This window comes from Sphingobium sp. B8D3A (genome assembly GCF_025961995.1).
GTDB lineage: Bacteria > Pseudomonadota > Alphaproteobacteria > Sphingomonadales > Sphingomonadaceae > Sphingobium.
In genome coordinates this window covers 1,572,258-1,599,075 of the sequence record NZ_JAOQOS010000001.1, presented here as the reverse complement: position 1 = coordinate 1,599,075, position 26,818 = coordinate 1,572,258, and the positions used below count along the sequence as shown (strand labels likewise).

Genomic DNA, 26,818 nt, shown 5'->3' with positions numbered 1-26,818 from the left:
AAGCTAGCGGGTCTTGCGCAGCCTGAATGCAGGTCGGTCTAACAGAGATAGGATCGCTGCGGATTGTCGCCAAATGGTGGTTCGCAAGCGCCACCAGAGTTTGACCGGATCGCACACATCGTGGATTGCGTCGCGAGCTCCCGCTAGCGTAGCCGGGTCTATGTAGAGATCGCGCAGCCGGTTATGCCTCGCTTTCTGTCTTCTCCGACAGCGTCGGTGCATCGGCGATATTCACGCCAAAATATCGGACCGTGTTTTCGATATTGGTATGGCCTGGTAGGATCAGCCGCCACGGATTTGTGGGTTCAGAACTGGATAGCGCGCCAGCGTCGACTGAGACCACCTTACACGGCCAGCCCACCCCCCCTCACCACAAAAAAAACGGCGACCTCTGAAAGGTCGCCGTTAAGGGGGTCCGCTGACCGGCGGGAGCCAGTCAGTGAGGGAATGATCGGCGCGGCATCGGGTTCCGCCTGCCGATAAAAAATCTCGCTCTGCCGTGATGATGAGCCCGGGATCAGCCGACCTCGCCAGAGACCGGCCAAACTCAGATCATCGCCATGCCGCCATTCACATGCAGGGTCTGGCCCGTGACATAGCCCGCCTCGCGGCTGGCGAGGTAGACCACCGCCGCGCCGATATCCTCGCCGGTGCCGAGCGCGCCGGCTGGAATGCGTGACAGGATGGCGTCCTTCTGGGCGTCGTTGAGCGCGTCGGTCATGGCCGAGCGGATGAAGCCGGGCGCGACGCAGTTCACGGTGATGCCCCGGCTGGCAAGTTCCTGCGCCAGGCTCTTGCTCATGCCGATCAGCCCAGCCTTGGAGGCAGCGTAGTTGGCCTGCCCCGGATTACCGGTCACGCCCACCACGCTGGTGATCGAGATGATCCGCCCCGTGCGGGCCTTCATCATCGGCTTGGAAGCCGCGCGGATCAGGCGAAAGGCCGCCTCCAGATTGATCTTCTGGACGGTGTCCCACTCCTCGTCCTTCATGCGCAGGATGAGGTTGTCGCGCGTGACGCCGGCATTGTTGATGAGGATATCCAGCTTGCCGCCGAGCGCCTCGATCGCGGCGGGCACCAGGGCGTCCACCGAAGCCGCATCGCTCAGATCGCACGGCACGCAGACGTGATCGCCGCCCAGCTCGGCGGCAAAGGCCTCCAGCTTGGCGACATTGCTGCCGGAGAGCGCCAGTCGCGCGCCCTGCGCGGCCAGCGCCCGGGCCACGGCAGAGCCGATGCCACCGCTCGCGCCGGTGACCAGCGCCGTCATTCCATTGAGATCGAACATGATGCAGTCCCTCCTGTCTCTCACACGCGGCCCAGCAGCGCCTCGATGTCATCCATCGAGATCACGCTGGTCACGGTCGCATCCGGCGCGATGCGCTTGACCATCGGGCCGAGCACCTTGCCGCCCAGCTCGACGAAATCGGTAATACCCGCCGCCCACATGGCCGCGATGCTCTCGCGCCAGCGCACCCGGCCAGTGACCTGCTGGACCAGCAGATCGCGGATCGTTGCCGCGTCACTCACCGGCGCGGCCGTGACATTGGCATAGACGGGAATGAAGGCGCCGGGCGACTGCGTGTCCGCTAGCGCAGCCGCCATCGCATCGGCAGCCGGCTGCATCAGCGGGCAATGGAAGGGCGCGGAGACCGGCAGCAGCACGCCACGCTTGATGCCATAATCCTTCACCAGCCCGATCGCGCGCTCGATGGCGCCGACATGGCCGGAAATGACGACCTGGCTGGGATCATTGTCGTTGGCGACGGCGCAAACTTCGCCCTCGGCCGCAGCAGCCGCGAGCGCCTCGGCCTTCTCGATGTCGGCGCCGAGCAGCGCGGCCATGGCGCCCTCCCCTACCGGCACGGCGGCCTGCATCGCCCGGCCGCGCGTCTTGAGCAGACGGGCCGTTGTCGCGAGATCGAAGGCACCGGCGGCGCACAGGGCGCTATATTCGCCGAGGCTGTGGCCGGCCAGCGCATCCGCCTTGTCGCGGAGCACGACGCCGCCTTCCTTCTCCAGCACGCGCAAGGTGGCAAGCGCATTGGCCATGATCGCCGGCTGGGCATTTTCGGTCAGGGTCAGGTCCGCTTCCGGCCCTTCGGTCATGATGCGAAAGAGATGCTGGCCCAGCGCCTCGTCGACTTCCTGGAAAATCTCGCGCGCCACGGGCGATGCAGCGGCCAGCGCCGACCCCATGCCCACGGCCTGACTGCCCTGCCCCGGAAAGATGAATGCACGCACGGCCCTGATCCCTGCTTGGTCTGTGAAGGCCTGCGCCCTAGTCCGGGGGGGCGCCCCGGGCAAGTCCTGTTGGCTTGACCGGCACGACGGCGCGCCTGGATGGACATTCGCCATTGTGCGCCCTGCTCATGGGGCATAGGGGAAGCCAGGATGTTAAAGCCACGGTTCTCCAACGCGATCGGTCGCGTGGACGCCCGCGTGATGCGGGGCCGCATCGGCGCGATCGGTGGCGCCTTGCTGCTCAGCCTCGTCGCGGTGCTGTTCGCCAAGCTGGGCGAGGCCGCACAAGGCGTGTTTACCGGCGTGGCCGATGCCTTTCCTTATGCGCCGCTGGTCATCACGCCCGGCCTGTTCGTCGCGGTGACCTATGTCACGCGGCATTGGTGCCCGGAGGCGCGCGGATCGGGCATTCCGCAGACAATGGCGGCGGCGCGTATGCCGGATCATCCACAATCCCGCCGCCTGCTCTCGCTGCGGACCGCGCTGTTCAAGCTGTTCGGCACGCTGGGGATGCTGCTCGCGGGTGGCTCAGTCGGTCGCGAAGGACCGACCGTGCAGATCAGCGCCGCCATCATGGCCGCGGTGCAGCGCTGGCTGCGCGTGCCGGTTTCGGCCGGGATTATCATTGCCGGCGGTGCGGCAGGCGTTGCCGCTGCGTTCAATACCCCGCTCGCCGGGGTCGCCTTCGCCATCGAGGAACTGGCCGCTGCCTTCGAGCAAAAGATTGCGATCGTGGTGATGGCCGCCGTGATGATGGCGGGCATTACGAGCCTGTGGCTCTCGGGCGATTACATCTACTTTGGCGCCATGCATCAATCGATGCCGATCTCCTCCATGCTGCTGCTGACGCCGGTCGCCGGGCTGGTCGGCGGCGTGGCGGGCGGCCTGTTCTCCCGCGCGCTGATCGCTCTTGCCTGGTCCCGCAGCCCGCTCACCCGCGCGATGCGGGCCAAGCCGCTGCTCGTCGCGGGCATTTGCGGGCTCGTCGTCGCCATCACGGGCATTCTCACCGCCGGAATCAGCTGGGGCACCGGCTATGAGACGACCCGCGCGCTGCTCGCCGGTGAAGAGGTGTCCTGGAGCTTCGGCCCCGCCAAGCTTGTTGCCACGCTGGCCACGGCGCTGAGCGGAGCGCCCGGCGGCATCTTCGCGCCATCGCTCTCCGTCGGCGCCGGCCTTGGCCAGCTTCTGGGACTGCTGATGCCGGACCAGCCGCACGGCGCCATCGTCTTGCTCGGCATGATCGGCTATTTCGCGGGTGTGGTGCGGGCGCCGCTCACCGCCGCAATCATCATGATGGAAATGACCGCAGACCGCACCATGATCCTGCCGCTGTTCGCCACGGCGATCTTCGCCAACTGGGTCAGCGGGCAGATCTGCAAGCCCAAGCTCTATCACGCGCTGGCCCGGCAGTTCCGGCCCTGATCGCTTATCGGCGAGAGCGGGCATTGCGCACTTGCCTTGCGGGCACTTTTCAGCCATAGGCCGCCCCTTCGCCGGGCAGGCTCTCGCTGCGCCCGCCGCGAAGCTTTGTTTGAGACGACAGCCGGAGGGGCATGCGCATGGGGCGTATGTCAGCAATCGGCCAAAAGACAGGACGCATGAACCATGCCCTATTATGAGCATGTCTTCCTTGCGCGTCAGGATCTGGCACAGGCCCAGGTCGATGCGCTCGCGGAAAATGCCACCAAGATCATCGAGGCCAATGAAGGCAAGGTGACGAAGGTGGAAAGCTGGGGTCTCCGCAACCTCGCCTACAAGATCGCCAAGAACCGCAAGGCTCACTACGTGATGCTCAACATCGACGCGCCGGCTGGCGTGGTCGCCGAGCTGGAGCGTCAGACGCAGATCAACGAAGACGTGATCCGCTTCATGACCGTCCGCGTCGAAGAGCTGGAGGGTGGTCCTTCGGTGATGATGCGCAAGAACGAGCGTGACCGTGAGCGTCGTGGTGAGCGCGGCGACCGTGGTGACCGCCCGGATCGCGGCGATCGCGCGCCCCGCCGGGACCGCGAAGAAGCCTCGGACGGCGAATAAGGAGACCTGACACATGGCACGCCCATTTTTCCGCCGTCGCAAGACCTGCCCGTTCTCCGCAAAGGACGCACCGCGCATCGATTACAAAGATGTGCGCCTGCTGCAGGGCTTCGTCTCTGAGCGCGGCAAGATCGTTCCCTCGCGCATCACGGCCGTCTCGGCCAAGAAGCAGCGCGAGCTTTCCCAGGCAATCAAGCGCGCCCGCCATCTGGGCCTGCTGCCCTACATCGTGAAGTAAGGAGGGCGGACCCATGGAAATCATTCTGCTCGAGCGTATCGAAAAGCTGGGTGCAATCGGCGACGTCGTAACCGTCAAGGACGGCTATGCGCGCAACTATCTGCTGCCCAACAAGAAGGCGCTTCGCTCCAACAACGCCAACAAGAAGGTGTTCGAGGCCAACCGCGCCAAGATCGAGGCCGACAACGCAGCCCGTCGTGACGACGCTGCCAAGGCGGCCGAGAAGGTCGATGGCGTTCAGGTCGTCCTGATCCGTCAGTCGTCGAACAGCGGCCAGCTCTACGGATCGGTCTCGGTCCGTGACATCGTGGAAGCACTCCACGAAGCCGGCCACACCAATGTGAGCAAGTCGATGGTCGTGCTGGAACGCCCGATCAAGACGCTCGGCCTGTTCGACGTGCGCGTCTCGCTGCACCCGGAAGTCTCCGTCACCGTTCAGGCCAACGTCGCACGTTCGCCTGAGGAAGCCGACCTGCAGAAGGACGGCGTGGACGTCATGGCCTCCATGTTCGAGAAGGACGAAGCCGGCTTCACCGAGGATTACGATCCCAATGCCGAGCCGGGCGAAATCGCGACCGAGGCTGCCGAGCCGGCTGCCAACGAGGATACGGAAGAGGCCTGAGCCCCTTCCCTCGGCAAGCTTTAGAAACCCCGCCGGACAGATCGTCCGGCGGGGTTTTGCTTTGTGGGAGATCGGATCGGCCGTCACCGGGCGCTGCCGGGCGGTTCAGGTCTCCAGATGCAGGAAGTCCCGCTCGTAGCTGCGCATATGGGCACCGCCATCGACGATGATTGTCTGGCCGGTCACCGACTCCGCCCGCGCCAGGTACAGCACCGCCTCGCCCACCGCCTCCGGCGTCGGCAACACGCCGAGCGGCGCGTGGCTGGCGAGCCGCTCCAGTTGCTCGGGCGTATAATCATAGGTCGCGAGCGTCAGCCCCGGCGAGACGGCGTTGACCCGAACGGCAGGCGCCAGCGTGCGCGCCGCGATCCGCGTGAAAGCCTCCAGCCCCGCCTTGCCCAGCGTATAGGCGAGCTGGTCGCCATGCGGCTGGGCCAGGCGCTGGTCGAGAATATTGACGATCGAGGCGCCAGCATCATCGGGCCGGGCCGCGGCGGCAAAGGCCTGGGTCAGCAACACCGGCGCAACCGTGTTGACCTGATGATAATCGGCCAGCTGGCCGGCGCTGACATTGGCCAGTTCGCTCTCGCCGAACAGCGAGGCGCTGTTGACCAGCAGATCTGGCGCACGGCCGAAATGATCTATCACCGCCGGCATCAGCCCTTCGGCTGCCCCCGGCGTCAGGAAATCCGCGACGAAACCATGCCACCGCACGCCTGTTTCGGCGAGGCATTCGGACAGGAAGCGATGCGGCTCCGCGTCGTGCCGGCCATGGATCGCGAGCGCATAGCCGGCACGTGCCAGATGCATGGCGATGCGCGCGCCGAGGCGGCGGTGCCCCCCGGTGACGAGCGCGAGCGGGGCCTGCGCCGTCATTTTACGCCCATGAGGCGCAGCACTTCCTCTCGGCTCTTTTCGTCGCGCTTGAACACGCCCATCATCCGGCTGGTGCGCATGATCGTGCCATGGGTGCGGACGCCCCGCCCGGTCATGCAGCCATGGGTCGCCTCGATCACCACGGCCACGCCGAGCGGCTTGAGATTCTCCCAGATGCAGTCGGCGACCTGCGCTGTCAGCCGCTCCTGCACCTGCAGGCGGCGGGCGAACGCCTCCAGCACGCGAGCCAGCTTGGAGATGCCGACGACATAATCCTGCGGCAGATAGGCGATGTGCGCCTTGCCGACGATCGGGGCCATATGGTGCTCGCAATGCGACTGGAACGGGATGTCAGTCAGCAGCACGATCTCGTCATAGCCGCCAACCTCGTGAAAGATGCGCGAGAGATGATAGGCCGGGTCTTCGGCATAGCCCTCGCAATATTCCCGCCAGGCGCGCGCGACGCGCTTGGGCGTTTCAATGAGGCCTTCCCGCTCTGGATCGTCGCCGGCCCAGCGGATGAGGGTGCGGATCGCCTCCTCGACATCCTTGGGAACGTCCGGCTTTGCCGGCTTGGGACTGAGTTCGTTCTGGCTGGCCATGCCTACCCCCGGGAAAAGGACAAGAAGACACGCGGGTGTGCATGTCGATATGCTGATGCGGCGCAGATAGGCCGTTGGAACTTTCTATTCAACCGCAGACGCCCGAGTCGGGCCGCTTGCGCCCAAAAGGGCAGCGCGGACTTGGCATGCACGGCTCGCCTTGGCGCTAAAGATAGGGAAATTATGCCCCGCCCGCGCACCTTCCGTTGACGTTAGGGTAAGGCCGAGGATTGGCGGATTTCTTGGGCTTGCATGGACCACGCAAGTGGCGAAGCCGGCAGCGAGCCCTTGCGCGAAGGCGATGGCATGGCCCATATTGGCCGCACCAAAGGCCCCGCCAGACCTACAGGAGAGCGACCATGGAAGCCTTCATCTATGATGCCGTGCGCACACCGCGGGGACGCGGCAAGCCGGACGGGTCGCTCCATGAGGTGACGCCGGTACAGCTAGCGGTCCAGGTTCTCCAGGCGGTGCGCGATCGCAACGCCATCGACACGGCGGACGTGGACGACGTGATCCTCGGCTGCGTCGCCCCGGTCGGCGAGCAAGGGACGGACATTGCCCGCATGGCGGTGCTGACGGCCGGCTATGCCGAAACCGTGCCGGGCGTGCAGATCAATCGCTTCTGCGCCTCGGGACTGGAAGCCGTGAACATGGCCCTGGCCAAGGTGATCAGCGGCGAGGCGGAGCTGGCCATTGGCGGTGGCGTGGAGAGCATGAGCCGCGTGCCGATGGGCGCGGACGGTGGCGCCTGGGCTTCCGATCCCAATGTGGCCTATGCCAGCTATTTCGCGCCGCAAGGCATTGGCGCGGACGTGATCGCGACCAAGTTCGGCTTCTCCCGCGACGATGTGGATGCCTATGCAGTCGAGAGCCAGAAGCGGGCCAAGGCCGCCTGGGACGACAAGCGCTTCGGCAAGTCGATCATCCCGGTCAAGGACATGATCGGCCAGATCCTGCTCGACCATGACGAACATATGCGCCCGGAAACGACGATGCAGAGCCTCGCCAGCCTCAAGCCCAGCTTTCTGGCCATGGGCGAGGAGATGCCGGGCTTCGACACCATTGCCCTGCTCCGCTACCCGGAGCTGGAGCGCGTCAACCATGTCCACCATGCCGGCAACAGCTCCGGCATTGTCGATGGCGCGGCGGCTGTGCTGGTGGGCAGCAAGGCCATGGGCGAGAAATATGGGCTCAAGCCGCGTGCCCGGATGAAGGCCATGGCGTCGGTCGGCTCCGAGCCGATGATCATGCTCACGGGCCCGGAAAACATTGCCGACAAGCTCCTGAAAAAGGCTGGAATGTCGGTCGGCGATATCGACTTGTGGGAGCTGAACGAAGCCTTCGCCAGCGTCGTGCTGCGCTACATGCAGGCGATGGGGCTCGATCACAGCCAGATCAACGTGAACGGCGGCGCCATCGCCATGGGCCATCCGCTCGGCGCGACCGGGGCCATGGTGCTGGGCACCGCGCTCGATGAGCTGGAACGCTCCGGCAAGGGCACGGCGCTGGTCAATCTGTGCGTCGGCGCGGGCATGGGCACCGGGATTATTATCGAGCGGGTTTGAATCCAGAAGTCCGTTCGTCCTGAGTAGGGGCTGAGCCTGCCGAACACCCGTATCGAAGGGGCATTCAGTGGCTCGATCCTTCGATACGCCACTTCGACAAGCTCAGTGGCTACTCAGGATGAACGGAGGAAAAAATTGAACTAGTCAGGAGGCACACATGGCTACGACCATCACGACCGAGATCGACGGCGACGGCATCGCCCTTCTCACCATCGACGTGCCGGGGCAGTCGATGAATGTCATCACGCCTGACTTCCTGACCGACTTCGCCGCCGCCATCGCACGGATCGGTAGCGAGGAGGCCATCAAGGGCGCCGTCGTCTGCTCCGGCAAGGACAGTGGCTTCATGGCGGGCATGGACCTCAAATATCTCTCGGCCATGCTGCGCGAGGCGACAACCGGCGATGTCGACATGGCCGCCCTGTTCGACAATGTCTTCACCCTCAACGACTTGCTGCGCAAAGTTGAGACTTGCGGAAAGCCGGTCGCCATTGCCATCGAAGGTACGGCCATGGGCGGCGGTCTGGAACTGGCGCTCGCCTGCCATCACCGCGTGCTCAGCAACAATCCCAAGGTGCAGATCGGCCTTCCGGAAATCCTCGTCGGCCTGTTCCCCGGCGGTGGCGGCTCACAGCGCCTGCCCCGCCTGATCGGCATCCAAGGCGCCCTCATGTACATGCTGCAGGGGAAAAGCTGGCGTCCCGCCGAAGCGGCGGCGATGAAGGTCGTCGATGAACTGGCCGACCCCGGCCAGACCGTCGATGTCGCCAAGGCTTGGGTGAAGGCCAATCCCGATGCCCACACCCAGCCATGGGACATCAAGGGCTTCAAGGTCCCCGGCGGATCGGGGCAGTTCAACCCCGGCTTCATCCAGACGATGATGGCCGCGACGGTGATGACCACCAAGCAGACCCAGCGGAACATCCATGCGCCGCATGCGCTGCTCAGCGCGGTCTATGAGGGTATCCAGTTGCCGATGGACCGGGCGATCCGGGTCGAGAGCAAATATTTCGCCAAGGTGGTGGCCGATCCGCAGGCGGGCAACATGGTCCGCACGCTGTTCGTCTCCAAGCAGGCCGCCGAACGCGGTGCGCGGCGCCCTGTCGGTGTCGAGAAGGCCCCGACGAGAAAGCTGGCCGTGCTCGGCGCCGGGATGATGGGCGCGGGCATTGCCAATGTCGCGGCGCAGGCCGGTATCGACGTGGTGCTGCTCGACCGCGATCTCGCCTCAGCGGACAAGGGCAAGGCCCATGCGCAGGCGCAGATGCAAAAGCGCATCGGCCGGGGCATGACGCCGGATAAGATGGAACAAGCCCTCGCCCGCATCACCCCGGCGGACAGCGTGGATGCGCTGCAGGGCTGCGATTTCGTGATCGAGGCCGTGTTCGAAGATCCTGCGATCAAGGCGGAGATCACCCAACGGGTCGAATCCGTGCTGGGGCCGGACGTGATCTTCGGCTCCAATACCTCCACCCTGCCGATCTCCGGCCTCGCCAAGGCGTGGTCGAAGCCCGAGAACTTCATTGGCGTGCATTTCTTCTCGCCGGTGGAAAAGATGCCGCTGGTCGAGATCATCCTCGGCAAGGGGACCGGCGATGCCGCCGTCGCCAAGGCGCTCGATTTCGTCGCGCAGATCCGCAAGACGCCCATCGTCGTCAATGACTCGCGCGGTTTCTACACCTCGCGCTGCTTCGGCACCTATGTGCAGGAAGGCGCGCAGATGCTGGCCGAGGGCATCAATCCAGCGCTCATCGAGAATGTCGGGCGCCAGCTCGGCATGCCGGTCGGCCCGCTCGCCGTCTCGGACGAGGTCTCCATTGAGCTGGCCCACAAGGTGACGCTCGCCGCGAAGGCCGCGCTGGGCGATGCCTATGTGCCCGCCAAGGCCGACGATGTCGTCGCGCATATGGTCGAGATCGGCCGCCTCGGCCGCAAGAACGGCAAGGGCTATTATGATTATCCGGCGGACGGCGGGAAAAAGGCGCTCTGGTCCGGTCTTGCGGCGGAGTTCCCGCGCGCGCTCAAACAGCCGACGCCGGCCAAGGTGCGTGAGCGGCTGCTTTATCGCCAGTTGGTCGAATGTGCTCGCTGCTTTGCCGAGGGCGTGCTGGTGACGCCGCAGGACGGCGACATCGGCGCGATCTTCGGCTGGGGCTTCGCGCCCTATACCGGCGGCCCGTTCAGCGCGATCGACACGATCGGCCCTGCGAAGGTGGTCGAGGTGCTGGATCGGCTGACAGCCGCACATGGCGAACGCTTCGCGCCGCCTGAGCAGTTGCGGGAGATGGCAGCGAGCGGCCATGGCTATTATGACCGCGCGCAGGTGGAGGCGGCCTGAGATGATAATAGGCTGCCGTTAAGCAGCAAGGATCGCCCTATACCCTCTCCCCTTGAGGGAGAGGGATGCGAAGGCTTGGCAGCGTGCTGCCTAGCCGAAGCTGGGAGAAGGGTACGCGATCCACGGGATCGCGCGGACCATAGATCCGCCACCCCTCATCCAACTGCGCCTAGCCGCTCATAGCGGCAAGGCTTCGTATCCTTCTCCCTCAAGGGGAGAAGGATTAAGCTTGTCACAGCCTTTGCCGGCATCAGGGAGGACAACCCATGCTCACACTCTACATCGCCCCCGGCGCCAGTTCGATGGCCCCGCACATCGCCCTCGTGCACATCGGGGCGCCGTTCGAGCTACGTTCGCTCTCCTTCGCCAAGCGCGAACAGGCTGAGCCGGCCTATCTCGCGATCAACCCCGAGGGCAAGGTGCCGACCTTGGTGACCGAGGAGGGCACGTTGACCGAAGTGGCGGCCATCCTCTTCTATCTCGCGCGGCGTTTTCCCGAGGCCGCGCTGCTGCCGGATGATCCCATGGGCACCGCGCAGGCTCTGTCCTGGATGTCGTTCGCGGCGGCAACGCTGCATCCCTCCTTCATTGCCGGGCAAGAGCGCGCGGAGGCCGCGCTCGAACAGGCGGAGCATCGGCTTGCGGGTCAGAAATGGGCGGTAGGCGGCAGGCTTTCGGTGGCCGACATCCACCTTTTCCGTCTATTCTGGCGGATGCGACACACGCTCGCCCTGCCGGTGGAGAACTGGCCGGGCCTCACCGCCCATTACGACCGAGTGATGGCGCTGCCAGCCGTGCGCAAGACCTGTGAGATCGAACAGTCGATCGGCTACGAATTGCGCGGGCTGCGGGTGCCCTGAGCAGGCCGTCTCCGCTCAGGCGTCAGCCCAGACCGGCAGATCGAGCGTGAAGCGGGCGCCCTGCCCCAGCGCGCTTTCCACCGTCAGATCGCCGTTCATGGCGCGTGCGAGACGGCGGGAGATATAGAGCCCCAGCCCGCTGCCATCCCCGCCGGAGAGGCCCAGCCGCTCGAACCGCTCGAAAATGCGCTGGTGATCGGCGGGGTCGATCCCGCCTCCCTGATCCGCAACGACGACGCGGGCGCGCCCGCCCTCGCTATCGACGCGCACCCAGATGGTGCTGTCGCGCGGCGTGTGCCTCACCGCATTGCCGATGAGATTGACGAGGATCTGCAGCACACGGCGATACTCACCGCAAGCCATGGCGCTCTCGCCCAGCGGCGGGGTCTGGATACGGATGCCGCGCTCGCCAGCGCGGACATGCAGCAGACCGGCCGCGCGGCGCGCCAGATCGGCCAGATCGACGCGCTCTTTCGCCACCCGGAAATCAGGGCGCTCGATGGCGTGAAGATCGGACAAGTCATCGACCAGATCTAGCAGATGGCGGCTGGCCTGGGCGATGTCCGCGCCATAGCCTGCATATTCCTCGCGCAGTTCACCATGGGCCTGCGCGGCAATGCTGCCAGCATTGGCGATGATCCGCCCGATCGGCTGGCGCAGGGCGCGGTCCAGCCGGGGGGCGAAGCCGGCATCGAACATGCCATCGCCAAAGAGATCGTGGATCTCCGCCGACGGCGCCTCTGCCTCGACGCGGGGTTCCTGTGCGGGCTGGCTCTCCTGCGGCACGGCGCGGCCGCGATAGCCCATCAGCGCGCCATGCTCATCGAACAGCGGCTCGCCGGATATGCGATAGGAAACCGCACCGTCGGCCCGCAGGCGCGCATGCTGGTCTGTAAACGGCATGCGCAGCGCCAACGCCTCGACCAGCGGCATCGGCGACACATCGTCCGCAATGATCGCATCGAGGCGGAAATAGGCCGTCAGCGGCTCGCCATCGCGGGGCGGCTCATGCCCGATGGCGGCAGCCTCGGCAGCGACCTGCCGGAAGCGCAGTTGCGTATCCACTTGCCACGGCCAGCCCGGCTCGGCGGGCGCCAGACGGCGCGCCATCAGCACGCCCAGTTCACCGGGCCATTGACGCGGAGCGCGCACCTGCCAGTCGACGATGGACATGGAATAGCCGTCCGCCTCCGGGCGGATCTGCACCCACATGCTGAGATCGGCCTCGCCCTGTGCAGCCTGCACCGCGCGGGAAATCGGTATGCGCAGCCGCGCGGCGAGGCGGACGAGCGCGGCCAGCGCAGGAATGGCGAGCGGCCCATGCGGATCGCCGCCTGCATCGGCCTGCAACCGTGCAAGCGGCGCGTCGGCCGAGATGATGCGGCCGTCGCCGTCCAGCCGCGCCAGGATTGGCTCCGTGCCGGGGGGCGCGACTGTCATCGGCCGTCCAGCAGAGCCAGCTTGTCCGCCAGCGCGCGCGGGTTCATCCGGTCGAGCAGCCATTGCATGGCCTGTTCCGCGTCAAAGGCGCGGTAGCCCTCGACGAAAGCGACGAGCGCGGCATCGCCCCCTTCGGCGAGACCGGTGACCGGGCCGAGCATCTCTGCGACCTGAAAAGCGCCGGGATCGTCCACGCCCATGACCCGCAACAGGGCAAAGCGATCGCGATCCTGCGGGCCGATCAGCGCCTCCAGCACCTCGTCCAGCGCAATGCCGCCCTCGCACTCCACGATGGCAGCGAAGAGGAGCAGCCGTGCTTCCGCCAGCGCGTGCGGGGCGATGGCGAAGCGTTGATCCGAATTAAGCGCACGCGCGCAGCGGCGGGCCTGTGCGATGGCGCCCTGCCCTTCATCATGACGGGCAATCAGCCCCTCGGCGGCGCGCGCGATGGCCGTCGTCAGCATGGGATCGGCGCCGGCGGCTTGTGCGCTACTCCCGTTTACCAGCAGGGCCGCGACGGTCCAGACGAGATCGTGATAGAGTTCGGCCGGCAGATCCGGCAGCATCGTCGCGTCGAGCAACATCGGCCCGCACCAGTTGCGCTCCGCCAGCGCGAGGCCAGCCAGTGCATCGAGATACCGACCATTGTCGCTGGCCTCGCTCTCCAGCCGCGAGCGATCGCCATGGCGACCCTCGAGCCGATAGTGCCGCATCAGCAGCGACACGCAGGCGCGATGACGCAGATGGCGCAGCAAGTCCGGCGAGAGCACGGCAATATCCCGCTCGATCGCCTGCCGCGCATAACCGGCATCGGGCATGGCGGAGGCCGAGGCCACGGGCTCGCGGGCCAGTCCGGCGACCAGCGCCTGCTCGACGGCGTTCATCAGCCCGGCAAGATGGATGCGCGTTTCGGCCAGCAAGGCATCGGTCCAGCGGCCCGGCGCATCGTCGGCCAGCCGGGCGAGATCGGCGCCATGGCGAACCTCCAGCGCCAGCCCGCGAGCAAAGCGCGCGGCAAACACCGCGCCTTCCCGCTCGCCGCCATGGCGTTGCTGAACCGGTTCACCCACGCCCGTCATGCCCCATCCCTAGCCAAACAGGCTTAACAGGCCCTAAAATTCGGACCTTCCCACATGGAACAGTCGCGCGGCCAGCAGACCGGCCAGAACCCAGCCGAGCAGCGCAAAGGCTATTCCCACATAGCCGACGATAACGCCGGCCAGCACCATCAGCAATGCCGCCGGGACGCCGGGGCGAAGCTGCACTTCCCAAAGCGCGGTGGGCGTGGTTCGTTCCGATCCAAAGGTGAAAAGAGTGAGGAACAGCAGTACGAAAAGCACCGTGGTGAGCGCCAGCGGGTCCGCTCCCGCCGCGCGCAGACCGGTCATGCCGAGCAGCAGCAGCGCGCCGCCCTGCGCCAGCGCCATCGGCCAGCGCCGGCCGGTCGCGCGCAGGGTCAGCTGGGCATAACGATTTGCCAGCGCCGCGATGCCGAGCGCGGGCAGCATGAGGAGCAGCGCCGGAAAAGCCCATCCGCTGAGCCCCACTGCCACACTGCCCGCGCACAGCAGCACGGCAAGCAGCGCGATATGGGCCGGTTCCGCCTGCCGGTGCATCAACTCGCGCAGCAACGTGCGCGAGAGCGGCGCCAACAAGGCCGCAACGCCGCCGCCATCGCGCCAGCTTGCGTCGGGGGCGTAATCGCTCAGCGCATTCAGCGCCAGATCGGCACTGGACTGATCGGTGAGGAAGGCCAGCCGCCCCTGCAGCACCGGCTCGGGCGGCAGCATGATCCGCTCCACGCCATCCTGAACGGCGCGACGGAGCAAGGTGAGCACCAGATCCCACTCGCCCAGCATATCCAGCGTTGCGAGCAGCCGTGCCCCGGAAACACAGAACGCCCCGCCCCACATGCTGCTGGCATCCAGCCGCTCGAAGCTGGCCGTGCTCGCGCCCGAGGGCAGCACCAGCACCGCCTCGCCCCCGCTGATCGTCAGGGCGTCGAGCGCTTCTGAGGGGATCACCGCGCCTTCCGCCATCAGCAGAACAAGGTCTTCCGGCCCAATCGTGCGGGCCAGTTCCGGCATGTCGCGCACGACGCTTACCGGGCAATCGGTCTCCCGCGCGATATGATCGGCCATGCGGGTGAGGCCGGGCAAGTCCGCCTCGGCCGCCGCCGCATCGGCATGGATGATGAGCTTTTCCGCGCCCGCGCCCAGCGCCAGCCGCGCCTGATATTCGATGAGGCTCTGGCCGCCAAAATCCAGCAGCGCCGATGACACGGGCGACTGCAGACCGTCCCGTGCGGCATTGCGCGCACTGAGCAGAGCGACCAGCACCATGGATGCTACCTAGAGACCGACATTCGACACAGACCATCTGTCTGGCAATGCGGTGGCCCGATTGCAAGGCCGCCGTTTCGACACATGGCGCTGCCTGGAGAGTGATCAGCCGACACATGCGGTCGGGCGGTCAGTCTTCGTTTTCCGCCCCGACCGTCGCCAGCGCCTGGGTGATGCGCCGCAGGATGACGGGATCGCCCGGCGCGCCGACCAGTGCCTCGTCGGCAAGGTTCATCAGGCGATTAACGCCAAAGCTGGCGCACAGCCCCTTGAGTCGCAGCGCCGCCATCGTCCAGTTCGCATCGCAGCGGGAACGGGCCAGAAGATCAACCTGCCGGCCTGCGCTTTCGAGGAATGCGCGACGCAAATCCGCGATGAGCGCACGGTCGGAACCGACTGCCGCAGCAAGGGCTGCTTCGAGCGTGCCAGGATCATATGCCATGGCCATCTGATAACCTTCGAAAGGTGAACAGAGTGTAAAACCGGGTTCCCCCTCAGAGGGAACATGTTAAGGAAATGTCATGTCCGACGCCCGAAAAGTCGAAAATCCGTCCCAAAACGGTACGGATGGGCGGGATATCGACCAGATTAGCGGCATCAATAAGGGGCCAGAACACGTGAAACAGGACGGCGTCTCGCGCCGCAACGAGTCGGATGCAGGCTGGGACGCGCCCGCCTTTCCCGATCGTTCTTCTGGGGGAGATCAAGGCATGGCCATATCCTTCGCAAACGGCGCCGAAGAGAGCGAACCGCTCAGCCCGGCGCGGAAAGCCGCTCTGGGGGGCTTGGGCGTCATTGCCGTCGGCTGGGTCGCGCTTGTGGTCGCCAGTGGGACCGATCCGGACATCGGCGCGCGCTCCGCATGGCTGATCAACCTGATCGCAGTCGCGACGGCACCCTTGTTGATCCTCGGCGGCCTCGCGGTGATCCTGATGCGACGCCCGGCTGCGGCGGCCGCCTCGATCAGCGCCGACGACGCCGCGCAGATCACCAGCGAAGCGCGCCAGGCCCTGACCATGCTTACTGACGTGAACGGCCAGCTTGCCGGCCAGACCCGCGAAACCGCCCGGGCAGCCGAGGCGGCGAGCGAGTCCCTGCGCCGATCCATGACGGACATCGCCGCGCAGACCGATCTGCTCGGCCAGAACAGCACGACCTCGCTGTCGCGCGTGAGTGCCGTCGGCGACCGTCTCGCCGCGATGGTCGATACGCTGCCCAAGCTGGAGGACCGGCTGGCGACACTGGGCGAAACGCTCGCACGGGTCGGTGGCGATCTGGGCCAGCGCCACGATGCCCTCGATCATCAGTTGCAGGCGACAGCTTTGGTGGCGGAGGAAGTCCGCCTGCAGCTCACCGATGCCGGCAAGGCGCTCTCGGCGCAGCTCACCGACCTGCGTGACGGCGCGCATGACGCGGGAGAAGAGCTGACCAATCTCTCAGAACTCTCTTCCGCCCGCCTCGACCTCACCATCGACCGCGTGAAATCCGTGCTCGATGCGACCGAGCAGCGCCTTGATGCGCAGAACGCCGCGCTGGCCGCGCTCGTCGAACAGAGCGCCGCGGCAATCGACCGCGCATCCAGCGGCGGTCTGGATCGCTTCGCGTCCACCTGCCGCGAGATGGAAGCCTTGCTCGACAGCCTCGATGTCCGGCTGGAAGGGCAGACCGGCAGGAGCACGCAGTGGCTGACCCAGACGAGCGAGCAAGCAGCCGCGCTTGCGCATTCGTTCGATGCGCTGGAGCAGGCCTCGCTCGCCCGCACCCAGCAGCTTTCCGGCACGCTCAGCCGGCTGTCAGGGGAAACCCAGGCCCTGATCGAGACGCTGGGGCGCGGCGATGGCCATGCCGGCCAGCTTATCCAGCGCACTGAAGCGTTGCTGCTCGCCCTGGACAGCAGCGTGCGCGAGCTGGACGAGAGCCTGCCGGCCGCGATTGGCCGGGTGGAAAGCCAGCTTGGCACAATGCACGAACGCATCCGCACGGCGGGGCCTGCGCTTGAGGCCGTGGAAGCGGTGGCAACCGGCGTCGTCAGCCAGTTGCGCGAGTCCGACAAGGCGACCAACACCCAGCTCAGCGTGCTCACCGAGGCTTTGTGCAAGTCCCAGGATGCCCTTTCCGCGCAGCGCCAGCAAATCACGGCTCTGGCCGATGCGGTCGAGCAGGCAGGTCGTGGCATGGAGGTGCTTGGCGAGACGGTCGGCCCGCGCCTGGCGGAAGCGCTGGGCGAAGTCCGCAATGCCGCCGACGCTGCCGCCTCACGCGCGCGCGAAGCGATGGAGAGCGTGATCCCGACAGCCGCGCAGGGCCTCGCCGTGGCCAGCGACAAAGCCATCCGGCAGGTGGTCGAGGCCACCGTCTCGAGCGAACTGGCTCGGCTGGCCCAAGCGGCCGACGAGGCTGCGCAGACCGCCCAGAAGGCAACGCACAAGCTGAGCGGCGACATGCTGACTCTCGCCGAAGCCGGCAAGACGCTCGACCTCGCCATCAGCGCGCATCGCGAGAAGCTGGAGACGCAGGACCGCGATCTGATCTCCGAACGCTCCGCCATGCTCATTGGCGCCTTGGGCGAGCATGCCATCGATGTCGGCAAATGGTTCGACAAGGATGTTTCGGACAGCGACTGGAACGCCTATCTCAAGGGTGATCAGGGCCTGTTCGCGCGGCGGGCGACCAAGCTGGTCAACAATGCCGAGGCGAAGCAGATCCACGCCCTCTATCAGGACGATGCCACCTTCCGCGAGCATGTGAACCGCTACATCCGCGACTTCGAAATGCTGCTGCGCACGGTGATGGCCGCCAAGGACGGCAGCACCCTGGCGCTGACAATGATCTCGTCGGATATCGGCAAGCTCTACGTGGCGCTTGCACAGGGCATCGACCGGCTTCGGCCAAATTGAGGCCGAACTGAGCGGGCGCGGGGCTGAAACCGCGCGCCCGCTCCCCGCTTATTGCCGGAGGCTCTCGGGGGCGTTCAGAAATCCGTCGAAGCTGCGGATGGTCACCCAGCCATATTGCCAGTTCGCGTAGAACAGCGCAAAGAACAGGGCGGAAAGCACCGTCGTGCGCAGGATCATGCGGAAGAAGCGGAACTCATGGGGCGCGCTGTCCGCCTGCCCCGGCACCTTCTCCTTCCCAAGCTCGTCGCTGGTGCGCACGCCGAAGGGCAGCACCAGAAACAGGCTTAGAAACCAGATCAGAAAATAGATCGCCAGCGCGGAGCCGATTTGCATCCTCGCCTCCCTCAGCCGGCCTGCACGATCGTCACGTCGACGATCGGCTTCTTGCCGGTCCACTCGAACGCCACGCGCCGCGCGCCGATGCGCACTGCTTCCCGCAAGGATTCGACGTCCCCACTCGCCTTGCCCTTGGCAACCACTGCGCCCACAGCCTTGGCCGCATCAGCCAGGAACTGCTCGCGGTCATCCTCCACCGGCACGCCCTTGGTGCGAATATCCGGCGCGCCGAGCATCTTGCCCTTGGCGGAAATGGCCAGGCCCACGCTCATATGGCCGTGGATCATGATCTTGCGACGCTCGTTCATGGTGTTGCCATCGGCCGGCAGGATGACGTCGCCATCCAGCACGAGGCGTCCGGCGCGCGTCTCGCCGATCTTGTGCGGCCCATCGGGCGCGAGACGGATGATGTCGCCATTGGTCTGCACGATGCCGCGCTCGATGCCCTGCTCGGCGGCAAAGCGTGCCTGTTCGGCCATATGGCGCAATTCGCCGTGCACCGGCACGATCATCTCGGGCCGGATCCAGCCATACATCGCCGCCAGCTCAGGCCGCCCGGGGTGACCGGAGACGTGGATGTGCGCATCATTCTCGGTGATCATCACCACATTCTTGGCCGCCAGCGCATTCTGGATGCGGCCGATGGCCAGTTCGTTGCCGGGAATCTTGCGCGACGAGAAGATCACCGTGTCGCCGGTATCCAGCTTGATCGGGTGTTGATCGGTCGCGATGCGGGCGAGCGCGGCGCGGGATTCGCCCTGGCCGCCGGTGGCGATGATCATCGCATCGCGCGGCGGCACCGCCATGATCGCGTCGAAGTCCAGCATCGGGGGCAGATTCTGCAGATAGCCGCAGCTCTTGGCGATGGTGATGATGCGATCGAGCGAGCGCCCGGCGACACAGAGCTTGCGCCCGGTGAGCCGCGCCACATTGGCCAGCGTCTGCAAGCGCGCGGCATTGCTGGCGAAGGTGGTCACCACCACCCTGCCCTTGGCGCCGGCAATCGTGCTCAGCAGATCGGCCTGCACAGAGCCTTCCGAGCCGCTGGCCTCGGGATTGAACACATTGGTGCTGTCGCAAACGAGCGCCAATACGCCCTCGTCGCCCACGGCCTTCAGCTCCTCCGCCGTGGAGGGCACGCCGATCTGGGGCTCATCGTCGAGCTTCCAGTCGCCGGTGTGGAAGATGCGGCCAAAGGGCGTCTCGATCAGCAGCGCATTGCCTTCCGGGATCGAGTGCGCGAGCGGTAGGTAGCGCATCCGGAATTCGCCCAGTTCGAAGCTCTCGTCCTCCTGGATGACATGCAGCGTCACGCTGTCCGTCAGACCTTCCTCGGCAAGCTTGCCCCGCACCAAACCGGCAGTGAACGGCGTTGCATAGATCGGCACGTCGAGATCGGCCGCAAGATAGGGCACCGCGCCGATGTGATCCTCATGCCCATGGGTGAGCACGATGCCGAGCAGATCCTTCTGCCGCTCCTCGATGAACGCGGTGTCCGGCATGATGAGATCGATGCCGGGGAAGGACGGATCGGAGAAGGTCACCCCCAGATCCACCATCAACCATTTGCCACGACAGCCATAGAGATTGAGATTCATGCCGATTTCGCCTGACCCACCAAGGGCCAGGAAGAGAAGTTCATCGCCTGGCGTCATGCACTTTTTCCGCTGCGTTCATAAAGGAGTGCCAGGCCGGTCAATGTGAGATCCGGCACGATGGCATCGAAGAGATCGGTCTTCTGGTCGAACAAAATGGCGAGGCCGCCGGTGGCAAGAACAGTCGCCGGGCGGCCGATCTCTTTGCGCATCCGCATGACCAGCCCCTCCATCATTGCCACATATCCCCAGAAAACGCCAATCAGCATCTGGTCCTCCGTGGTGCGGCCAATCACGGAATCATTGTTACGGGGGGATTCGATGGCGATGCGGGGCAGTTTCGCGGCATTGTTCACCAGCGCATCGAGCGACAGGTTGATGCCCGGCGCAATGATTCCGCCCTTATAGGCGCCGGTATAATCGATATAGTCGAAGGTCGTCGCTGTGCCGAAATCGATGACGATCAGATCGCCTTCATAGGCGTCATGGGCGGCGATGGCATTGAGCGCGCGATCCGCGCCGAGCGTCTGCGGCATCGGCACGTCGACATTGATATGCCATTCCACCGGCGGCTTGCCGGCGATCAGCGGCTCCACGCCGAAATATTTGCGGGCCAGCACGTCGAGATTATGGAGCGCGCGCGGCACGACCGTGGAGACGATCACCGCCGTCACATCCTTCATGCCCAGCCCTTCGAGCTGGAGCAGCTGGTTGATCCACACGGCATATTCATCACCGGTACGGCGCGGATCGGTGGCGATCCGCCAGCGCGCGCGGATCCTGCGGTCGGGCGCGATCAGCGCGAAGACGACATTGGTATTTCCGGCATCGATGGCTAGCAACATGGGCTGATCCTCTCAGGCGGCGTTGCGCGTTTCCCGCGTCGAATTCAAGGCAATATGCCGACATCGCCGCTGTGGATGACGGCCTGTGTGCCATCCTCACGGGCCAGCATCAGCGCACCATCGTCGCGCAGGCCAGCAAAGCGACCGTGCAAGGGGGCGCTGCCCGTGCCTGTCACCACCAGCGGCGTACCGACGGGATGCGCCCGCGCAAGCCAGGCCGGGACGAGCGCGGCCATTCCCTCGGTGCGCCAAAGCAGCAGCCAGCGGTCGACCGCGACAACCAGCGCATCGAGAACCGCCTCGGCGGTGAGGCCGGCCCCGCCCGGCAAGGCATTCAGCGCCACGGTCGGGCGGTCGGCGAGCGACGGCGCGGTGGCGATGTTGACCCCGATCCCGGCGATGATCGCCTGCCCTTCCCGTTCCAGCAACATGCCCGCCAGCTTGGCGCCATCCGCCAGCACATCATTGGGCCATTTCAGCAGGATCGGTGCCTTCTCTGCGAGGCTTGAAAGTGCGTCATGGACCGCGATCCCCATCATCAGGCTGATGCCGGTGACAGGCGGATCGCCCGGCTGCAGCGCGATCAGGGTGGAGGCGTAGAGATTGCCCGTCGGACTCTGCCATGTACGCCCGAGCCGCCCTCGCCCCGCCGTCTGCCGCTCGGCGCGCAGCCAGTGCCCATTCGGCCAGCGATCCGCCTGCGCGCGCAGATCGGCATTGGTGGAGCCAGTCTCCGGCACGACATGGATGCGCGCGTGCGCCATTTAGCCGCGCCCCTGTGACGCCATGCAGTGATCGAGGGTCATCGATGCGCCCACTGCGCACCGCCGCGTCGCCCCACTGGGGAGGCGACACGCGGCGGTCTCAGAACAGCGAGGCTGCAGCAGCCGCGCTCGCCCGGTCGAGCCAGGGGTTGAGCAGATAGCCCACCACAATGATCGCCGCGCAGGCGGTCATAAGCCCATATTCCAGCGGGCTGCGCGCGGTGCCATAAGGCTCGGCCGGCTGGTCGAAGTACATCGTCTTGACCACCTTGAGATAATAGAAGGCACCAATCACCGAGGCGGCAATACCGATGGCGGCCAGCGGCGTGAGGCCCGCACCCACGGCGGCATCGAACACCAGGAACTTGGCCCAGAAGCCGAACAGCGGCGGAATACCCGCCAGGCTGAACATGAAGATCGCCAGCGCAGCCGCCAGACCCGGCCGCGAGCGCGACAGGCCTGCAAGGCTCGCGATCGTCTCGACCGGATTGCCGTCCTCATCCCGCATCTGCAGCACGCAGACGAAGCTGCCGACCGTCATGATGATGTAGATGAACAGATAGCTCATCACCGCTGCAACGCCTTCGGCCGTGCCGGCCGCCAGGCCGATCAGCGCGAAACCGATGTTGTTGATCGAGGAATAAGCCAACAGCCGCTTGATGTTGGGCTGGTTGATCGCCGCAACGGCGCCCAGCACGATGGACGCCAAGGCCATGAAGATGATGATCTGCTGCCAGGCGACGCCGCTCGGCCCCATCGCGCTGATCGCGACGCGCACCGTCAGCGCGAGCGCGGCGACCTTGGGTGCGCTGGCGAAGAAGGCGGTAACCGGCGTCGGCGCACCTTCATACACGTCGGGCGTCCACATGTGGAACGGCACGGCACTGATCTTGAAGGCAAGGCCAGCCAGCACGAACACCATGCCGAACATCTCGCCGGTGCTCAGGCCATCGGCCATCGCTGCAGCGACACCAGTGAAGCTGGTCGTGCCGGAGAAGCCATAAAGCAGCGACATGCCATAGAGCAGGATGCCGCTCGCGAGGCCGCCGAGCACGAAATATTTGAGGCCCGCTTCTGCCGAGCGCGAATCCTTGCGGGCAAAGCTCGCCAGCACATAGGCGGCCAGGCTCTGCAGCTCGAGGCCAATATAGAGCGTCAGCAGATCGGCCGCCGACACCATCATCGACATGCCGATGGACGAGAAGAGGATCAGCACCGGATATTCGGCACGCAAGCCACCGTCGCCATCGAAGAAGCGCGGTGCCACGACGATGCAGGCCGCAGCCGCGAAGAAGATCAGCGCCTTGGCGAAGCTCGCAAAGGCGTCGGCGCGATAAAGACCCTCGAAGATCAGGCCGCCGGCATTCACGGCCGGCGTGGCGAGCAGCAGCCCGGCTACGGCCAGCGCCAGCACGGAGAGCCAGCTCACCGTACGACCGGCGCTGTCGCCCGCAAAGGCACTGACCATCAGCAGGACCAGCCCTGAGATCGTCAGCGTGATTTCCGGCAGGACCGAAGCAAATGCGCCCAGGCTATCCATCAGTGCGCCCCCTCGGCGTGTTCTTCGTGATGTGTGTCAACGGCTTTGCCGGTGCCCTTGGTGAGATGGGCGTCACCGGCGGGCTTCGCAGCCTCGGTGCGGGCAACGATGCTGGCGACATTGCCGCGCATCGGCGCCAGGAAGCTCTCGGGATAAACGCCCATCCACAGCACCGCAGCGGCAATCGGCACAAGCAGCGCCATTTCGCGCGCCGAGAGGTCCGGCATGGCGCGCACGTCATCCTTGACCAGATCGCCGAACACCACGCGGCGGTAGAGCCACAGCATGTAGGCGGCGCCCAGGATGATGCCGGTGGTGCAGACCAGCGCGACCCAGCTCGAGGCCTGATAGATGCCCATCAGCGCGAGCAGCTCACCCACGAAGTTGCTCGTGCCCGGCAGGCCGACGGAGGCCATGGTGAACAGCATGAACAGCAGCGCATATTTCGGCATGTTGACGGCAAGGCCGCCATAACGACTGATCTCGCGGGTATGCAGGCGATCATAGATGATGCCTACGCACAGGAACAACGCGCCGGAAACGAGGCCGTGGCCCAGCATCACCATCATCGCGCCTTCGACACCCTGCTGGTTGAAGGCGAACAGGCCGACCGTCACGATCGCCATGTGTGCGACGGAGGAATAAGCAATCAGCTTCTTCATGTCGCTCTGCACCAGCGCGACAAGGCTGGTGTAGACCACCGCGACCATCGAGAGGCCCCAGACCAGCCAGGCCAGTTCGGCCGCGGCGACGGGGAACATCGGCAGCGAGAAGCGGATGAAGCCATAGCCACCCATCTTCAGCAGCACGCCGGCCAGAATGACCGAACCGGCGGTCGGCGCCTGCACGTGCGCATCCGGCAGCCAGGTGTGGACGGGCCACATTGGCATCTTCACCGCGAAGCTGGCGAAGAAGGCCAGGAACAGCCACGTCTGCGCATGCGGTGGGAAGTCGTAGGCCATCAGCACCGGAATGGCGGTGGAGCCGGCCGTGCGGACCATCCACAGCATCGCAATGAGCATCAGCACCGAGCCGAGCAGCGTGTAGAGGAAAAATTTGTAGCTGGCGTAGATCCGGTCCGCGCCGCCCCAGATGCCGATGATGAGATACATCGGGATGAGGCCGGCCTCGAAGAAGATGTAGAAGAGGAAGATGTCCTGCGCCGCGAAGACGCCGATCATCAGCGTCTCCATGAACAGGAACGCCGCCATATATTCGCCGACGCGGTCCTTCACGGATTCCCAGCTCGCGCCAATGCAGATCGGCATCAGGAACACGGTGAGCGCGATCAGCATCAGCGCGATGCCGTCGATGCCCAGCGCCCAGGCGAACTTGCCGAAGATGGGTGCATATTCGGTGAACTGCCATTCCGCCGCGCCGGGCGTCATGTCGAAGCTCAGCCAGAGGATGGCGCCCAGCACCAGGTCGATCAGGGTCGCGGCGAGCGCGATCCAGCGCGCCGATTGCGCCGAGACGAACAGGCAGGCGATGGCGCCGATCATCGGAACGGCGAGCATCAGCGAAAGGATGGGGAAGCTCTGGCTCATTTCGGCATGATCGCCCAGGTGACTGCCGCGGCGAGGCCAATCAGCATCACCAGCGCATAGGAATAGAGATAGCCCGACTGCATGGCCCGCGTGACCCGGCTGCCGGCGACGACGACCGCCGCCGCACCATTGGGACCGAACCGATCGATGACCCCCTGGTCGCCGCCCTTCCAGAAGACGCGGCCAAGCCACATGGCCGGGCGAACGAAGATGAGATCGTACAGCTCGTCGAAATACCACTTATGCAGCAGGAAATCGTAGAGCATGTAGAACTGCGCCGTGAACTTGGCCGGCCAGTCGGTGTGGCGGATATAGGCCAGCCAGGCGATGACGAGGCCGGTGAGCATGACGACGGCCGGCGTCGCCTTCACCCAGAACGGCACTTCGTGCGCGGCATGGACCAGATGCTCGTTGAAATAGAGCGTGCTGGCCGCCCAGAAGCGGGCGCCCTCCTCGACCCCGAAGAAGCTGTAGTAGAACACATAGCCACCCAGCACCGCGCCAAGGCTCAGCACGATGAGCGGGATGAGCATGACCAGCGGGCTCTCATGGGGGTGATAGCCTGCCGTGCCGGTCGCCTGCGCATCGACGCCCTGGCCGTGCGGATCATGACCCGCATCTTCCTGCGCCGGCGGATTCTCCGCGCCATGCTCGGCATGGCCATGTGCTTCGGCGTGGGCATGGTCGTCATGACCGTGGCCGTGGGCATCATGCCCATGCGCGTCATGCACAGCGTGCTGAATGTGCTCGCTGCCCGCCCAGCGGGGCTTGCCCCAGAAGGTCAGGAACATCAGGCGCCAGCTGTAGAAGCTGGTGAGCAGCGCCGCGAAGGCGCCGACGAAAAAGGCGCCGGTGCCGTGGCCGCCCGCCGCGAAGGCGCTCTCCAGGATGGCATCCTTGGAGAAGAAGCCGGCAAAGCCGAAATAGGTGCCGGGAATGCCGACGCCGGTAATGGCCAGCGTGCCAAGCAGCATCGTCCAGAAGGTGATCGGGATCGATTTCCGCAGGCCGCCATAATAGCGCATGTCCTGCTCATGATGCATGGCATGGATCACCGAGCCGGCACCAAGGAACAGCAGCGCCTTGAAGAAAGCGTGCGTCAGCAGGTGGAACATCGCGGCGCCATAAGCGCCGACGCCGGCAGCGAAGAACATGTAGCCGAGCTGCGAGCAGGTCGAATAGGCGATCACGCGCTTGATGTCGGTCTGCACCGTGCCGATGGTGGCGGCGAAGATGCAGGTTGCCGCGCCAACGATGGTGACCACCGCCATGGCCGTCGCGCTCGTCTCGAACAGCGGCGACAGGCGGCAGACCATGAACACGCCTGCCGTGACCATAGTCGCGGCGTGGATGAGCGCGGAGACCGGCGTCGGGCCTTCCATCGCGTCCGGCAACCAGGTGTGGAGGCCGAGCTGCGCGGACTTGCCCATCGCGCCGATGAACAGCAGCAGACATAGGACAGTCATGGTATCGAAGCGATGGCCGAGGAAACCGATGGTCGAGCCGGCCATGGTCGGCGCGGCCGCGAGGATCGCCGGAATGTCGATCGTGCCGAACACCAGATAGATGCCGAAGATACCGAGCATGAAGCCCAAGTCGCCGACGCGGTTGACGACGAACGCCTTGATGGCTGCCGCGCCCGCCGAGGGCTTCTTGTACCAGAAACCGATCAGCAGATAGGACGCCAGGCCCACGCCTTCCCAGCCGAAAAACATCTGCAGCAGGTTGTTGGCGGTCACCAGCATCAGCATCGCGAAGGTGAACAGCGAGAGATAGGCGAAGAAGCGCGGCTGATCCGGGTCCTCGTCCATATAGCCCCAGCTATACAGGTGAACGAGCGCGGAAACGCTGGTGATAACCACGAGCATCGTCGCCGTGAGCGAATCCACCCGCAGCGCCCAGCTGACGTCCAGCGTGCCGGAGCGCATCCAGGTGAACAGCTCGACAATCTGCGGCTGCGCATTGCCGGTAAGGTAGGAGATGAAGATCGGCCAGGACAGCGCGCAGGAGAGGAACAGCGCGCCCGTCGTGATGATCTTGGACGGCACATTGCCGATGACGCGCTGGCCCAGGCCCGCGATGATCGCGGCCAGCAGTGGACCGAAAACGATGATTGAGATCACGCGA

Annotated in this window: 23 protein-coding genes; 8 read left to right on the top strand and 15 right to left on the bottom strand. The window is 65.5% G+C overall.

The genetic code is table 11. The features are described from left to right. Nucleotides 1-547 precede the first annotated feature (547 nt). Complete coding sequence (fabG, locus tag M2342_RS07310) at nucleotides 548-1,288, bottom strand: 3-oxoacyl-[acyl-carrier-protein] reductase (protein ID WP_264578601.1); 741 nt, start codon at nucleotides 1,286-1,288, stop codon at nucleotides 548-550. A gap of 20 nt (nucleotides 1,289-1,308) precedes the next feature. Further along, entirely contained in the window at nucleotides 1,309-2,244 is a 936-nt protein-coding gene (gene fabD / locus M2342_RS07305; protein ID WP_264578600.1) for an ACP S-malonyltransferase, read from the bottom strand. Nucleotides 2,245-2,394: 150 nt separating this feature from the next. Here fabD and M2342_RS07300 point away from each other — a divergent pair, with 150 nt between their 5' ends. From M2342_RS07300 to rplI, 4 genes are all read left to right on the top strand, one after another. Then, the gene (locus M2342_RS07300; RefSeq protein ID WP_264578599.1) at nucleotides 2,395-3,669 is read left to right on the top strand and encodes a chloride channel protein; all 1,275 of its coding nucleotides are present in this window, start codon (nucleotides 2,395-2,397) and stop codon (nucleotides 3,667-3,669) included. 183 nt (nucleotides 3,670-3,852) lie between these two features. After that, entirely contained in the window at nucleotides 3,853-4,281 is a 429-nt protein-coding gene (gene rpsF / locus M2342_RS07295) for a 30S ribosomal protein S6 (protein ID WP_181560055.1), read from the top strand. A 13-nt stretch (nucleotides 4,282-4,294) separates the two neighbouring features. After that, entirely contained in the window at nucleotides 4,295-4,519 is a 225-nt protein-coding gene (gene rpsR, locus M2342_RS07290; protein ID WP_181560056.1) for a 30S ribosomal protein S18, read from the top strand. 13 nt (nucleotides 4,520-4,532) lie between these two features. Next, nucleotides 4,533-5,141 carry a 50S ribosomal protein L9 gene (rplI, locus tag M2342_RS07285; RefSeq protein WP_181560057.1) on the top strand — a complete coding sequence of 203 codons (609 nt, stop codon included), beginning with the start codon at nucleotides 4,533-4,535 and terminating at the stop codon, nucleotides 5,139-5,141. 105 nt (nucleotides 5,142-5,246) lie between these two features. Here the strand turns inward: rplI and M2342_RS07280 are convergent, their stop codons facing one another. Continuing rightward, entirely contained in the window at nucleotides 5,247-6,017 is a 771-nt protein-coding gene (locus M2342_RS07280; protein WP_264578598.1) for an SDR family oxidoreductase, read from the bottom strand. Beyond that, complete coding sequence (folE, locus tag M2342_RS07275) at nucleotides 6,014-6,619, bottom strand: GTP cyclohydrolase I FolE (protein WP_264578597.1); 606 nt, start codon at nucleotides 6,617-6,619, stop codon at nucleotides 6,014-6,016. Before folE ends, M2342_RS07280 begins: the two co-directional genes overlap by 4 nt. A 359-nt stretch (nucleotides 6,620-6,978) precedes the next feature. Here folE and M2342_RS07270 point away from each other — a divergent pair, with 359 nt between their 5' ends. The 3 genes from M2342_RS07270 to M2342_RS07260 all read left to right on the top strand — a co-directional run bounded on the left by M2342_RS07270 (nucleotide 6,979) and on the right by M2342_RS07260 (nucleotide 11,385). After that, entirely contained in the window at nucleotides 6,979-8,187 is a 1,209-nt protein-coding gene (locus M2342_RS07270; protein ID WP_264578596.1) for an acetyl-CoA C-acetyltransferase, read from the top strand. Nucleotides 8,188-8,344: 157 nt separating this feature from the next. After that, entirely contained in the window at nucleotides 8,345-10,525 is a 2,181-nt protein-coding gene (locus M2342_RS07265; protein WP_264578595.1) for a 3-hydroxyacyl-CoA dehydrogenase NAD-binding domain-containing protein, read from the top strand. Between the two features lie 266 nt (nucleotides 10,526-10,791). Beyond that, entirely contained in the window at nucleotides 10,792-11,385 is a 594-nt protein-coding gene (locus tag M2342_RS07260) for a glutathione S-transferase family protein (protein ID WP_264578594.1), read from the top strand. A 15-nt stretch (nucleotides 11,386-11,400) separates the two neighbouring features. Here M2342_RS07260 and M2342_RS07255 read toward each other — a convergent pair whose 3' ends face one another. The 4 genes from M2342_RS07255 to M2342_RS07240 all read right to left on the bottom strand — a co-directional run bounded on the left by M2342_RS07255 (nucleotide 11,401) and on the right by M2342_RS07240 (nucleotide 15,609). Continuing rightward, nucleotides 11,401-12,825, bottom strand: coding sequence for an ATP-binding protein (locus M2342_RS07255; protein ID WP_264578593.1), 1,425 nt, complete (start codon nucleotides 12,823-12,825; stop codon nucleotides 11,401-11,403). Then, a complete protein-coding gene (locus M2342_RS07250) occupies nucleotides 12,822-13,904 on the bottom strand; it encodes a hypothetical protein (RefSeq protein WP_264578592.1) in 1,083 nt (360 codons plus the stop codon). The genes M2342_RS07255 and M2342_RS07250 overlap by 4 nt, the downstream gene beginning before the upstream one ends. Before the next feature lie 33 nt (nucleotides 13,905-13,937). Beyond that, nucleotides 13,938-15,167: a hypothetical protein gene (locus M2342_RS07245; protein ID WP_264578591.1), complete on the bottom strand. Its 1,230-nt coding sequence runs from the start codon at nucleotides 15,165-15,167 to the stop codon at nucleotides 13,938-13,940. 130 nt (nucleotides 15,168-15,297) lie between these two features. After that, the gene (locus M2342_RS07240) at nucleotides 15,298-15,609 is read right to left on the bottom strand and encodes an Hpt domain-containing protein (protein ID WP_264570741.1); all 312 of its coding nucleotides are present in this window, start codon (nucleotides 15,607-15,609) and stop codon (nucleotides 15,298-15,300) included. A gap of 268 nt (nucleotides 15,610-15,877) precedes the next feature. Here M2342_RS07240 and M2342_RS07235 point away from each other — a divergent pair, with 268 nt between their 5' ends. Next, complete coding sequence (locus tag M2342_RS07235; protein WP_264578590.1) at nucleotides 15,878-18,064, top strand: hypothetical protein; 2,187 nt, start codon at nucleotides 15,878-15,880, stop codon at nucleotides 18,062-18,064. 48 nt (nucleotides 18,065-18,112) lie between these two features. Here M2342_RS07235 and M2342_RS07230 read toward each other — a convergent pair whose 3' ends face one another. The 7 genes from M2342_RS07230 to nuoL all read right to left on the bottom strand — a co-directional run bounded on the left by M2342_RS07230 (nucleotide 18,113) and on the right by nuoL (nucleotide 26,814). Continuing rightward, complete coding sequence (locus M2342_RS07230; protein WP_264578589.1) at nucleotides 18,113-18,397, bottom strand: DUF1467 family protein; 285 nt, start codon at nucleotides 18,395-18,397, stop codon at nucleotides 18,113-18,115. 11 nt (nucleotides 18,398-18,408) lie between these two features. Then, nucleotides 18,409-20,055 carry a ribonuclease J gene (locus M2342_RS07225; RefSeq protein WP_264578588.1) on the bottom strand — a complete coding sequence of 549 codons (1,647 nt, stop codon included), beginning with the start codon at nucleotides 20,053-20,055 and terminating at the stop codon, nucleotides 18,409-18,411. After that, nucleotides 20,052-20,840, bottom strand: coding sequence for a type III pantothenate kinase (locus M2342_RS07220; RefSeq protein ID WP_264578587.1), 789 nt, complete (start codon nucleotides 20,838-20,840; stop codon nucleotides 20,052-20,054). Before M2342_RS07220 ends, M2342_RS07225 begins: the two co-directional genes overlap by 4 nt. A 44-nt stretch (nucleotides 20,841-20,884) precedes the next feature. Next, entirely contained in the window at nucleotides 20,885-21,604 is a 720-nt protein-coding gene (locus M2342_RS07215) for a biotin--[acetyl-CoA-carboxylase] ligase (protein WP_264578586.1), read from the bottom strand. Nucleotides 21,605-21,704: 100 nt separating this feature from the next. After that, the gene (gene nuoN / locus M2342_RS07210; RefSeq protein WP_264578585.1) at nucleotides 21,705-23,144 is read right to left on the bottom strand and encodes an NADH-quinone oxidoreductase subunit NuoN; all 1,440 of its coding nucleotides are present in this window, start codon (nucleotides 23,142-23,144) and stop codon (nucleotides 21,705-21,707) included. Beyond that, nucleotides 23,144-24,691 carry an NADH-quinone oxidoreductase subunit M gene (locus tag M2342_RS07205; protein ID WP_264578584.1) on the bottom strand — a complete coding sequence of 516 codons (1,548 nt, stop codon included), beginning with the start codon at nucleotides 24,689-24,691 and terminating at the stop codon, nucleotides 23,144-23,146. The genes nuoN and M2342_RS07205 overlap by 1 nt, the downstream gene beginning before the upstream one ends. Beyond that, nucleotides 24,688-26,814, bottom strand: coding sequence for an NADH-quinone oxidoreductase subunit L (gene nuoL / locus M2342_RS07200; protein WP_264578583.1), 2,127 nt, complete (start codon nucleotides 26,812-26,814; stop codon nucleotides 24,688-24,690). The genes M2342_RS07205 and nuoL overlap by 4 nt, the downstream gene beginning before the upstream one ends. Nucleotides 26,815-26,818: the final 4 nt, after the last annotated feature.